Annotated in this window: 10 protein-coding genes and 1 pseudogene; 2 read left to right on the top strand and 9 right to left on the bottom strand. The window is 60.5% G+C overall.

What is annotated here, in order from left to right; all coding sequences use genetic code 11:
- Positions 1–191: 191 nt before the first annotated feature.
- From Q0654_RS11885 to Q0654_RS11850, 8 genes and pseudogenes are all read right to left on the bottom strand, one after another.
- The gene (locus tag Q0654_RS11885) at positions 192–695 is read right to left on the bottom strand and encodes a helix-turn-helix domain-containing protein (RefSeq protein ID WP_298854075.1); all 504 of its coding nucleotides are present in this window, start codon (positions 693–695) and stop codon (positions 192–194) included.
- A 70-nt stretch (positions 696–765) separates the two neighbouring features.
- The gene (locus Q0654_RS11880; RefSeq protein WP_298854074.1) at positions 766–1,368 is read right to left on the bottom strand and encodes a DUF2272 domain-containing protein; all 603 of its coding nucleotides are present in this window, start codon (positions 1,366–1,368) and stop codon (positions 766–768) included.
- Positions 1,369–1,500: 132 nt separating this feature from the next.
- The gene (locus Q0654_RS11875) at positions 1,501–1,839 is read right to left on the bottom strand and encodes a hypothetical protein (RefSeq protein WP_298854073.1); all 339 of its coding nucleotides are present in this window, start codon (positions 1,837–1,839) and stop codon (positions 1,501–1,503) included.
- A gap of 26 nt (positions 1,840–1,865) precedes the next feature.
- The gene (locus Q0654_RS11870) at positions 1,866–2,378 is read right to left on the bottom strand and encodes a hypothetical protein (protein ID WP_298854071.1); all 513 of its coding nucleotides are present in this window, start codon (positions 2,376–2,378) and stop codon (positions 1,866–1,868) included.
- 591 nt (positions 2,379–2,969) lie between these two features.
- Positions 2,970–3,905 carry a hypothetical protein gene (locus Q0654_RS11865; protein ID WP_298854070.1) on the bottom strand — a complete coding sequence of 312 codons (936 nt, stop codon included), beginning with the start codon at positions 3,903–3,905 and terminating at the stop codon, positions 2,970–2,972.
- 1,057 nt (positions 3,906–4,962) lie between these two features.
- Positions 4,963–5,148: pseudogene (locus Q0654_RS11860) on the bottom strand (hypothetical protein); the annotation flags it as partial.
- Between the two features lie 156 nt (positions 5,149–5,304).
- Positions 5,305–5,892, bottom strand: a complete 588-nt coding sequence (locus Q0654_RS11855; protein WP_298854068.1) for a hypothetical protein — start codon at positions 5,890–5,892, stop codon at positions 5,305–5,307.
- A gap of 43 nt (positions 5,893–5,935) precedes the next feature.
- Entirely contained in the window at positions 5,936–6,433 is a 498-nt protein-coding gene (locus tag Q0654_RS11850; protein ID WP_298854066.1) for a M15 family metallopeptidase, read from the bottom strand.
- Between the two features lie 595 nt (positions 6,434–7,028).
- Here Q0654_RS11850 and Q0654_RS11845 point away from each other — a divergent pair.
- Both Q0654_RS11845 and Q0654_RS11840 read left to right on the top strand, forming a co-directional pair.
- Complete coding sequence (locus Q0654_RS11845) at positions 7,029–7,517, top strand: DinB family protein (RefSeq protein WP_298854064.1); 489 nt, start codon at positions 7,029–7,031, stop codon at positions 7,515–7,517.
- Positions 7,518–7,613: 96 nt separating this feature from the next.
- Positions 7,614–8,639, top strand: coding sequence for an oxidoreductase (locus tag Q0654_RS11840; protein WP_298854062.1), 1,026 nt, complete (start codon positions 7,614–7,616; stop codon positions 8,637–8,639).
- Between the two features lie 260 nt (positions 8,640–8,899).
- Here the strand turns inward: Q0654_RS11840 and Q0654_RS11835 are convergent, their stop codons facing one another.
- Positions 8,900–11,521: a tetratricopeptide repeat protein gene (locus tag Q0654_RS11835; protein WP_298854060.1), complete on the bottom strand. Its 2,622-nt coding sequence runs from the start codon at positions 11,519–11,521 to the stop codon at positions 8,900–8,902.
- Between the last annotated feature and the right edge of the window lie 196 nt (positions 11,522–11,717).

The raw sequence follows: 11,717 nt of genomic DNA, 5'->3' as shown, positions 1-11,717 counted from the left end.
GAACACGCCATCGACCGGTCCTCCGTTGGGGAAACCGGCGACGGTCAGGAAGATCAGGTCAGGTTGGAAGGTGAGGTGGGCGGACGCTTACGGAACGTCCCCATGACGCCCTCGGCGGGATGACGCCCGCCGAGCGCAAAGCCCAAGCGGCCGAAGGTTCTAGGAATTCCTTGTCCGCTTGACGGGAGAGCTTACGAGGCGCCGCGTCGGCCGCTGGTTTCGTCAACGGCCAGCTTGGACAGCGACGCCATGGATTCCGCTGCGCGCGCCTTCGGAATGTAGTGTTCGAGCACGCGCCAGACGCGATCGTCGGAGACGCCCAAGAGGCGCGCGACCTGGGCGACGGGCATGCCTTGGCAGAGCGCGGTCACGAAAGCCTCCATCACCGCAGAGAAGCCCGAGCCGGGTCGGGACCACGGCACCTCGCACTGGCCCGTCTTGTTGCACTGCCTGCAGGCCACCCGCGGCACGCGGGCTTCGATAAAGGCCTTGAACTTGAAGAAGTGCAGATGCTGCCAACGCCGAGCCAGACGATCGTGGATGGGCTGATCCAATGCGCCACAGGCAGGACACGGCAGCCGGCTGGCTTGGCACTCGACCATGAAGTGGATGGCCCCCTCAGCGGGGCGGAAGTCGAAGCCGGTGACCGCCCGCGGAGAGGTCAGGCCGAGTGATTGTGTAAAGAGCTGTTCCATCCGCGAAGGCTGCACAGTGCGGCAGGATGAGACAAGCGCTGGGTTCCACACTGAACGCGATGGAGCCCCTTTAGGCGTTGTCGAATCGATGGGAAAGAACAGCAAACCACGGTTGTGTATTATCAATCAAATGTCCGGTTGAGTTAAGCTCAATCGCCTTTCGAGTAACAGAGTTCCCAACGTTGCCGCCAATAACTAGTGCTTTGCCCAAAGTCACTTCCACCACTAGATCGACGTGCGACTTGTAGTTTGATGACTGCGTACTGACGCTGATTCCGGGTTGGCGTGCGTAGCAAACCAGATCTCCAACCTTGATCGGACTATCTGCCAAAGCATAACCCCAAAACCCATATTTCTCGTCGCCCCGTTCGCGCGCTTTAACAGCATGTCGAATATAGACAGAGTGTTGCGCACTATAGCGGAAGCGATCTCCAGCCCCAGCCTTTCGCATGACGAATGAGATGAAAGCTGCAGACCATGGAAAGTCGTCGTTCTCGCCTGTCAAATTCTTCCCGGTTCCGTCCATCCAGTACTGGCCTACACGTTGCCAGAAGCCCTCATCAGTTTCCTTCCGTCCTCGTCGGATCGTCTTGCCATTAATATCGATCTCTTGTTTACCGAAGAAGTCCCACTCTTCGTTGGCGATCTGAGCGGCAGCTGCGACTACAGGCATAGTGACTCCCTTGGGAAAAAGCGTTGATGAAGGAGAAGGCCGGGTTACGACGCCTAACGTTGCGAATTACCGGCAGGAGAAAGCAAGCGAAGCGCCGCTTTCGACTGTCCGCTGCATACGCGGGCTAGGTTTCTACAGCAGCCGAAACCCTGCCTTGCCGTTCACAAAGTCCTTGACGGCTTGTAGGGCTGCGTTGATCGCCGCTTGGACGGCTGCAGCAGTCATCCCTTCTGCGGCTGTCAACACTGCCGTCGCAGCGACCTTCTGCTGGTTGAGAAGGATTTTGGCTTCAGCTTTCGAGATGTCACCCGATGCCGAAGCCTCTATGATCATGCGCAGAGTAATGGCAAGCTTCTCAGATTCGCCTTTCAGGAAGTGCTTAATCGAGCTGAATTTTCTTCCGAAAGAAGACTTGGCCGCTTCGAACACTTTCTCGCCGAGGTTTGCGGATGTAACGGGATCTGTTGCCATGTCATCTACTCCTGAATTGATTAGTGCTACTTGTTCTGTTCAAGCCCTTGCTTCTTGGCCAACTCCAGAGCTAACGCAGCTCCAATAGCCTGATTCACGTTGCGCTGGCTGATCTGGAGCGCCATCCTGGATGGGCCGTGAGCCAAGTTTTCCTGGAGGCAATGGAGATTTCTAAGGCTGCCACCGTCTTCAGTACATTTCTCTTCGCCAAGGATGGCGGCGCGGATGTCCGCTACGAGACTCTTGGTTTGGTCATTTTTCGGTATCGATGCCACCCTGAACTCCAGCCTACGCAGTTGCTGGTCAATGTCCTCATAGAACTTTTTGTGCTTTTCGAACGCGTTCTCTTCAGAGGGCGCGCTTGCTATGAGGTTCGTAATGAAGTCGTCCGTGCTTTGCTGAAGAGCGGTAAGCGCCTTATCTGTGGGCTCATCGTAGTCTGAAATCAACCGAACGGTTGAGCATGCAGAGATGGCAATGGCAAGCACAACAATCAATAGTGAACAGAGGCTGGCACTTCTCCGAAGGGCAATTTGCATGTCGTAACCTCTCTGTTGTTGGGCAGATGCGTTGATCCATTTTCGGAGCACCCGCATCCTCCGCACGGATGGTGAATGGAAACCTATCGCTACGGTTCAACGGCGGTCCCCGCAGCGTGCCGTTCGCTGCGACCGGCTGTTAGGCGGCAACTATCGGGCAAGTACTTCAACCGACAAGGTGAATACTCTGGGACTGTTTGGCACTTTCCAGCGCACCGCCTTCTCGGCGCAGCCGGTGATGTGTTCGGGAAAGAACTCCCTTCCATCCTCGCAACCGATTTGAATGTCGAAGTTTCTGGTGCTTCTGCTGCACACTGCCTCGGAGATAAAACCCACTAGACGACCGGGGACGGGTTGCGGGAGATCTCCACCCTCTTCGCCGGGCCGTGAGAATCGTACTCTCCTCTCTGCGAAGCCTAGATCGGCACAAGCGTTCAAGAATGAGTCAGGTTCACTTGCCTGGTGGCGTTCTTGATCTGGCCGGCCGATGCGCCGGCTGCACGCCCGTGAAGCACCGCGGGAACGCGTGAGGCCCGTGTAAATCTAACCACGCTACAGCAGCTCAAAGTCAATTTGAAAGCGCTATACAGCCTAGCGAGGGTTTGTACGTGGCTGCATCCGTTTATCCATATGCGAGATAAGGCGTCGAGTTGCACGTTGGAACTTATAGCCGCGCCACATTACTAGCGTGCAAAGTCCGAAGAAGCCAACAGACAGGGCAAGGCGGATGCAAAGCTCAGCAAGTGGTTTGCAATCGACTGGGTTGCTTCGAAAGCCTTCAGGCCCCAAGCAGGGGGCAGTAAAGACTCGCAAAAGTATGCCTTGTTCGCGGAACGGTGATTCGAGAGCGAGCGAATAGAGGTCAGTAAGCAGAAGGAACCCCAGTGCCAGTGGCGCACATCCATACATGGCGGCGCTCAGTAAGCGCATAGTGCGCTGCTCTGGACCTTTCAAGACGCCAGCGAAGTCGCTCTCATCGAGGGCGGCACTTTGGTTTGTGCTTGCGAAGAGTTGGGTTGCGTGAAGTTGATTCCGCAGATAGCGGCGCATGGGCGTCGAGAACCGATAGCGCTCACAGTCGCGAACAAGATAGAACACAAGATGATTCTCGCGGCGACCAGCGTAGAAACACCACGTTGCGACGAGCACTAGGAGGAGGCCACCAACAACCCCCGCATCGCTTGCGCTGAAGCGGGCGCCAAGAAAGGGTACGTCAAAGTAGAGGCTGTGCACCCAGCCGCCGAAGAGATCTTCCTGCAGTGCGTGCCGCACTCGCCGATCTTCGCGTGGCAGAGAGAGGTCCACAGAGGTCTGAGCCATCGTGCGCATCCATGACCATGTTGAATTGTAGGCCATGGAGATGAGTAGCCAAGACAGCGCGATATTGAAGCCAAACAGCCAGCGTGATCTGACTGCAGCGCGCTCTATGTCATTAATTCTCGCGTCAATGTACTCGCGATGATTCTTGTCGGGGATGAGCTCGACGAAGCTCTTGTCCGATGGCTGCTGGGGGGCGATAGAATTCATTCTTCGACTTTCCTTCGCTGAGTGTTTTGGCGCGAGATAGTGATGACGCGTCGCCTGGCTGATGCTGTGCGGACGACAAGCACACTGAGGTTCGCCTAATGTATGGTCAGTGGTTTGATTGGTCAGGGCTGCGCATGCCGACTCCCATTTTCTCATTCGCTCGGTCTAGCATCGCCCTGGCTTGGTGTTCCGAAAGATCTCTCGTGGTTACGACTCGTGGAGCAGTGAGGCGTTGCAGAGATAGTGGCCAATTCGAACTCGCGAACTCGATCTCGCTTGCTTCTATAGGCTTGCGAACGTCTAATAGTATTCGAGACCGCGCACACCCGTCGCATTCCGCCAGGATTACATAACGTCCTTTCCGTAGGCGTAGGTGTAGTGGTTGTGTGGAAGGGACTATGAGCGTTTGGGGGGGGGTTGATCTTGAGCGGTCTATAATTTCTATTCTGATTTCGGATCGAACGGCGTTTCGATCCCTAAACTTGAAGTTGAGCAGATAGTCTAATTGCGCCGAGTCTTCAAGTTCCATTTCGGGCTCAGCATTGGCAATAGGTATAAGCATGTTCTTTACGGCGCTTGTTGTAATCGTTGAGGCCTTTCCTGTCTTTTCGGCTTCCGAGTATGGCGACGCCGCGCTAAAGAGCGCGAACACGGAAAGCCCGAGCGCGAAAGCGTCGCGACGTGTGGATGGCGACCACAGCCAACATAGTAGCAACCCTGCTGCTATGACCACCATGACAGCATACAAACCAGCCCCAAGTTCCGGGTGAAAGTGGTTTTTGATCACATCAGAGATCCGAAGTACCAGGGCGTTACGACTTCCCACTTCACCGCCGTTTTGTAGGAGATCTACAAAAGCAGCAAGGAAAGCCCCGACTCCCGCTGCAATGTAGCTCCCGACCAAATTCTCCGATTTCTCAGTGGCTTCGCGCTCAGGGGGGTGGGGTAGTTGGTCGAGTATTTCGTTCATTGTTTCTGTCCTAGATGCAAGAGCGTCTGGATGACCTGGCTGCTTCTGTCTGGGCGTTTTCTTGTTTTGCGTTTCTTGAGGAGAGCATTATTCCAGTAGTTGATTTTCTCCCAGAACTGTCTTCAGGAAGAGGTGGCTGTCGGGTTCCGGACGATCCTGCACTTTCTTGGCGAAGAGTTCCGGGTGGGTGGATTGCCAGCGTTTGAGCGCTTGAATGGGAGTTTCGCGGTTCAGCGCTTTCTGCGGCAAATTATGGTTATACAGCCACACGTAGAGGAACGGGGTCACCATTGCGCCGCCCGTGTCAACAGGGCTGACAAAACTCCTCCCGCTTCTCGAGCTTATCCTTCACCTTGCTCCCCCGCTCTTGGCTTGACCGCCACCGCCTGCGTTCTGGCGTGGCTGCGGCCAAGAACGGACCCAGATGGACTAGTTAGTACGCACGGGGCCAACTGATTTCACGCTTGCGGCGGATTCTGAAACAGCCTTCATCGCAGCAGCGTCTGCGGCGGCTGGTGCGATCGCGCATGCTCTTGCCATGGCGACAGCAGCTTCGACTCGCTCGCGATCATCTCGTGCGTTTCCGTACTCTTCGGTTCCAAGTTGTGCTGCTTGAGCGACAGCCAACCTCCTGTTAATGGCGACGTTGGCGGCAAAGGAATCATTCAGCTGTGTCTGGATCGCACTTGCGCTGCCGGCGAGGCCGCTCCAAGCTGCCTTTGCTGAGCCCTTTGCAAGCGGCGCGATCACTGCTCCGGCGATAGCGCCGCCGGCGCTGATAGCGAAATCGTAGGTGTCGACGATCTTCCCGCCTCTTTCGTAGTAGTTGTGAACCCTCCGGCAAAAGAAGTTTGCTTGGTTAAATGCGCTTAGTGCGTCATTTGCGCTGCAATTGGGGTCCGAGCAAAGCTTGATTCCCTTGCCCTGATCTGGGTCCCAGGGCCAGTTGGGCGCACCGGTTGTGGCGCAGCCACACATCAGTGCTGCCAAGATTATCGCGGGCATGTGGCGAATCACAGCAGATCTCCTTTCCCTCGGTCTTGGTCTGATAGGTTGGTTTTCATTGCGCGTTCGCGGCTTGCCAATGCATCCCATCGACCGTTCTCCACTTGCCACCCCAGGTCCAACTTTCGTTTGCAAAAGCTTCTAACACCTGAGGGATCAGCGCGAAGTTTGGTGTGCGGTCGCCAAAAGCATTTCTCGCAGAGTCAAAGTCCACCGCGCATCCCCAGCTGTGCATTGAAAGCCTCGTGCCTCTGCGCATCAAGCGATAGTTGTATGCGCCAGCGAAGAGATGCATCCCCCAGTCCTGAATTCGATCTTCATTTCTTCCCGCGCTCTCCCAGATGCTAGCAAAGACTTTTTCTAGGCTTTTTGCGCATTTCTTGTGCACGCGAATGCTGCGAACTGGCCTGAAGTCCCAGGCAGTCACCAAGTTCCATGGCGGTGAAATGAGGGTGAGATTCTCTTGCTCCCATTTCGGACTAGCCTCCCCGTTCGGGCCGCGTGGGTTTCCATAGAATTCATCCACGTCACTCTGATGGGGCCAAATGTTCATCGCGTCTCCTTGATGCGGGACGAGTGTGGCGTCCGTTGCGGCGAATCCTCGTTGTGTCCGGCACGCTCGCCCAAGAGTGGGGTGTTGTTGGCGGATGTCTCACACACGCTTGAGAGCCGAAGCGCGAAATCAACGTCGGGTCCTTCGGGGCGGCTGCAGACACGCAAGCTGTTCCCTCGATGGGGCAGGTCGAAGCTTTGACGACGCCTTGACGGTAGATTGCGTGACGTGCGTCACGCAATCGGGGGTCTCGGAAAACTTCCCTACTTGTTCCCGACTGCTGGCAGGCAGCACAAAAGGTGAAGGGAATTGGCGGGCATGACGGGTGCTGCGATGCCGTGCGCCGGGCCTCCACGCCTGTGCGGTGCCTGTGGTTGGTCGCGAAGGGGGAGGGCGGTCCTGCGCTGCAGGACGGCGGTGGGGCGCATGGGAGGAATCGCGCTGACGGGGGACCGAAGCATGCACCCCAGCTGCGTAGTCGGCGCTCGGTTCGCCGGGTCCGCGCTCGGTCGCTTGGTCAAGGCCGTTGGCTCGGACGTGTAGGCTGACGCCCCCAGCGCGACCCACCAAACCCAAGCCCACCCGGAGTGCCACCGTGGATGCTTCTGAGCTGATGGCCTACAAGGCCTGGGGCAACGCGCGCCTGTACGGCGCCCTGCAGCGGATGGACGATGCTGCCTTGCGCGCTCCGCAGCCGATCATCTTCGGCAGCCTGCTCAGCACCCTGCACCACGTCGCGGTGATGGATCGCGTCTGGCAGGCGCATCTGCTGGGCGAGCCACATGGCTACACCTCGCGCAGTCCGCGGCCGGCGCCGCCGCTGGATGAGCTGTGGTCTTGGCAGCAGCAGCTCGACGGCTGGTATCAGGCGCAGGCCGCCGCGCTGGATGCGGCTCGCGAGGCCGAGTGCATCAGCTTCGAGTTCATCGGCGGCGGGCAGGGCCGCATGAGCCGCGCGCAGATCTTCCAGCATGTCGCCAACCACGCGACCTATCACCGCGGCCACATCGCCGCGATGATGTATGCCGCAGGCGTGTCACCGCCGACGACCGATCTGCCGGTGTTTCTGCGGGAGCGGGGGTAGGGCGCTGCGGTTTTGCCCGCATCTGATGCGTGCCGTCGAGTCCCACCTGCACGCCTGGCCCGAAGGCCTGCCTTGAGTGGATTGAAAGGATGAAAGATGACGCAGATTCAAGTAGGCCTGCTGGGCTTCGGCCTGGCCGGTTCGGTCTTCCACGCGCCGCTGATCCAGGCCTGCGACGGCCTGCACTTGGCCGCTGTCGGCAGCCGCAGCTTCGAGGGCAAGCAGCTGCCTGCGGGCGTGTGCGGCGCCAGCATCGACGCGGTGCTGGCCGATCCGGCGATCGAGCTGATCGTGGTCGCCACGCCCAACGACAGCCACGCCAGCTTCGCGCGACAGGCGCTGCTGGCGGGCAAGCATGTGGTGGTCGACAAGCCCTTCGTGCTTCGCGCGGCAGATGCAGAGGACCTGATCGCGCTGGCCCGGAAACAGGACCGCCGTCTGAGCGTCTTCCACAACCGCCGCTGGGACGCCGATTTCCTCACCGCGCAGCAGGTGATGGCTGAAGGCCGCCTTGGCAAGATCTCGTACGCCGAGTTCCATTTCGACCGCTGCCGCCCGCAGCTGAAACCACGCTGGCGTGAGCAGCCGGGCGAGGGTGCCGGCGTGCTGTATGACCTCGGGCCTCATCTGATCGACCAGGCCTGCTGCCTGTTCGGCCTGCCGCGCGCGGTGACGGCCGACGTGCTGGCGCAGCGGCCGGGGGCCGAGGTCGATGACTACTTCCATCTGCTGCTGGACTACGGCAGCACTCGCGTGGTGCTGCACGCCAGCTCACTGATGCCCGCCCACGGCCCGCGCATCGCGCTGTACGGCGAAGCCGCGAGCTTTCGCCACTTCGGATTGGACAGCCAGGAGGACGACCTGAAGGCGGGCCTGCGACCCGGCAGCGCAGCCTGGGGCCAGATGCGCGGTGCCCGCGCCGAGCTGCTGAGCCATGACGGCGAGGTCACCGCCATCGACACCCTGCGTGGCCGCTACCAGGACTACTACGCCGGCATCGTCCATGCCGTTCGCACGGGCGCCGAGCCGCCGGTCACCGCAACGCAAGCACTCGACGTCATGCGGGTTCTGGAGGCGGCGATGCGCAGCAGTGCTGAGCGGCGAACGGTGCTGCTGGGCTGAGCCGCGCGCTGGGCCCACAGCGCTCCTGTCGCGGCGTCTGCCGCGAGAGCCTTCTCTCAGGAGCGTGGATCAGCAGGCACGCTGACACTCGCGAATGGGTGCTGCCCTGTGTGCCGTACCGGGCCCGGCGTCCGCTCCGTGAATGGCACAAGGCCCCTCTCCGCAATCGGGGAGGGGCCTTGGGGTGATTTGCGACTGCCGCGCGGTCCGCTACATCGCGAATTGCGGGATGGCCACGAGTCTGCTCAGGCCGCGTCGGACTACCTGGTCTCGATCAGCTTGCTCATTTCGGCGATGACCTCTTCGTGGGTGAAGCTGCTCATCCACTCTTCCAAGGGCTGGCCACTGATGCGCGCGCGCTCGGGGTCGGCTCCTAGTTCCAACAACAGGCGGAACAGATCCAGATCGCGGCCCATGGCGGCAGACGCGAGCGGCGTCATTGGCAGCACGCCCAGCGGGGCGTTCAGGTCTGCGCCGGCTTCCACCAGGGCTTTGATCTGGTCCATTCGCCTTGGGAACATCGCAGGGTATAGGGCCTGGGTGGCGAGGCTCTTTGGTGAGCTGCTGGCGTGGATGACTGTCAGCATGGGTTCGAGCCGCGTGGGTTCGATGGCCAGATCTCGCACCAGGTTCGCTTCCGAACCGCCGCTCAGTTCAATGGCGCGCTGCAGCCACAGCCGCGACTGCGCATCCAGACTGCCCGTGCGCTCGCGTGACGCATGCGCCAACCCCGCCAAGGCTTTCGCCAGCAGTTGTTGGCGCAGCCGCGGATTGCGGCGTGGGTTGGTCTGTTCGAGGACTTCGAGCGCCTCGGCATCGTCCTTGCCGGAGTACAGCAGGTGCTCGGCGAACACCAAGGGGTAGTCCTGGTCCTCGGGCTTGTCCTGCATGTACTGGCGTCCCACCGCGGTGTACTCCTGCAAGCGGTCCGAGCCCTCGAAGGCGACGCGGGAGCGCACCAGCGCCCAGTAGTGCACGTTGGGCTCGCGCTCGGGTAGACGCAGAACCTCCCGGTACAGCGCGATGGCTTCGTCGTAGCGTCCCTGGACGGAGGCGAGGTCGGCCAGATTGACCCTCAGCCAGGCAAGCTCCGGGTCGATCTTCTTCGCTTGGGCGAGCAGGGCTGCGGCCTCGGAGTCCTTCGACTGCAGGAACTTGGCGCGGGCCAGCAGAACGTGGGCGCGACCGTTGGTGGGGTCCAGCTCGATCGCCCGCGCAAGGCGACGTTCGGCCTCGGCGAAGAACTCGGGAAACGGTTCGGTGCGCAGCTGCCCACGCGAGGGTCGCGGGCCGTCGCGGAGATGGGTGGCCACTTCGCCAAGCAGCATCTGCACCTGCGAGTCATCACCACGCAGGCGCTCGGCGCGGATGAGGACGGCCTGGGCATCGGACAGCGCATTGATCGAAATGAGGTGTCGGGCGCTTGCGAGCAGTTCGTCGAAGCCAATGTCCTGTCCCGCAGGCTCTGGCCCGGCGTTCGCTTCGATCGCGGACAGCAGTTCGCCTCGCCGATCGCCCAGCGAGAGCTGCAGGGCGAGCGAAACCGCCTGGAAGTATTTGTAGCCCGCCTCGCTCTCTGCGAAGGCAAGGTATTCGTCGATCTCCGCTGCCGTGAAGTACCCGAGGGTCGGTGCAAGCAGGTAGTCGACCAGCGCATCTTCGCTGGCCAAAGCCGGGTGCTCGGGCATGACAAACGGCCTGAAGCTCGGGTCGAACACCCGCACGACCTCTGCGGAAAGCTGTTGCAGCCCCTCCTGGGCGCTGGTCAGTCTTTTCGCTATGTGCGTGGCACGCGCGACGCGCAGAAACCTCTCCCGGGTTTCAGGCGTCACTGAGCCCGACGATCCGTGCGGCGGGGGCGCCTCACTCAGGCTGAGCAGCGCCGCATTGATCGCGACCATGGAAGGCTTGGACGACCATGCCTCGACCTTGTCCAGCCCGCCCGCCGCGAACTGCGCGCCCATCTGGATGGCCACATCCTCAAGCAGGGCCTGCGGGGCGAGGATTCGGTCGAGTTCAGGCGTCAGCTTGGGCATGGCCTCAGGGTTCAGCTCCTGAATCAATGCCTCGACTTGTGGGCGGACGGCGCTGTGTGCTTTCAGGATGACGGCGAGGTCGCCAGACTTTGCCATCGCATGCTCAATTCCGATCTCGCGGCTGACCAGATCTTCGACGTAGTTCGGCGGAAGGTGGGGCATGCGCGGGGCATCCCTCAGGATGTACCTGGCAGAGACCAGGAAGTCCGACCGCCAGTCGCCGAACCCGAGCGCCATCCCCGCTGACAAGGTACCGAAGTACTTTTGCCCGGCCTCGCTCTCGGCAAAGGCCAGGAACCGATCGATATCGGCCTCGTCGACGTGCGCGAGCGGCTGCGCCAGAAAGCTGGACGCAAGCGACTCGTCTTCATCAGGCGGGCGCATCTCCTCAGGGAAGTGGCTGGTATCCATGGGCTGGTAGTGCGGATCCACCGCCTTGGAGAAGTCCACCATCAGTGCCTGCATCCCCTTGTTCGGATTCTCCAGCCTCCTGGACAGCTGGGTGGCGCGAACGATCCGGGTCAGCTTCTCCAGACGCTCGGGCGTGGCTCGCTTGAACTCACCCATGGGGCGCTTGCCCATGGGATCGGCCAGCACGGCATTGATTGCAGCCATTCGCGGATTGGACGCCCACGCTTCGATCTGGGCGATGTCCTCGCGGCCGAGACCCTCGGCGACATGCGTCGCGATGTCTTGCCGAATTGCCTGGGGCGCGAGAAGCCGATCGAGCTCCGTGCCGATCTTGGCGATGTTGTCCGAGCTGCGATCCGAGACCCAGTGTTCGATCCGCGGCCGCAGATCGAGCACGGCCTTCAGGATCATGTCGAGATCGCCGGACTGCGCCATGGCGCGCTCCATGCGCGCTTCGTCCTGCGCCGGCTGAGCGGTCGCGCCTGTTGAAGACGCGGCCGCCACGGTGGAGAAGTAGGACGCCTCAGCCGACGGCAGCATCGCCGCAATGAGTAGGCCCGACAGCAATGTGGTTCGACCTAATTGAAGTTTCATGATTCACCCAGTTCTGGATTCAGATGACGCGCAAGCG

Origin of the sequence: uncultured Aquimonas sp. (assembly GCF_937888285.1) — a bacterium.
Lineage (GTDB): Bacteria > Pseudomonadota > Gammaproteobacteria > Xanthomonadales > Xanthomonadaceae > Aquimonas.
This window is presented reverse-complemented; position numbering and strand designations above follow the sequence as displayed.

Bases quoted from the DNA above. Each gene is read 5' to 3' on its own strand.
- Q0654_RS11840 (WP_298854062.1), top strand. From the start codon at position 7,614: ATGACGCAGATTCAAGTAGGCCTGCTGGGCTTCGGCCTGGCCGGTTCG.
- Q0654_RS11865 (WP_298854070.1), bottom strand. From the start codon at position 3,905: ATGAATTCTATCGCCCCCCAGCAGCCATCGGACAAGAGCTTCGTCGAG.
- Q0654_RS11885 (WP_298854075.1), bottom strand. From the start codon at position 695: ATGGAACAGCTCTTTACACAATCACTCGGCCTGACCTCTCCGCGGGCG.
- Q0654_RS11835 (WP_298854060.1), bottom strand. From the start codon at position 11,521: ATGGCGCAGTCCGGCGATCTCGACATGATCCTGAAGGCCGTGCTCGAT.
- Q0654_RS11880 (WP_298854074.1), bottom strand. From the start codon at position 1,368: ATGCCTGTAGTCGCAGCTGCCGCTCAGATCGCCAACGAAGAGTGGGAC.
- Q0654_RS11850 (WP_298854066.1), bottom strand. From the start codon at position 6,433: ATGAACATTTGGCCCCATCAGAGTGACGTGGATGAATTCTATGGAAAC.
- Q0654_RS11870 (WP_298854071.1), bottom strand. From the start codon at position 2,378: ATGCAAATTGCCCTTCGGAGAAGTGCCAGCCTCTGTTCACTATTGATT.
- Q0654_RS11875 (WP_298854073.1), bottom strand. From the start codon at position 1,839: ATGGCAACAGATCCCGTTACATCCGCAAACCTCGGCGAGAAAGTGTTC.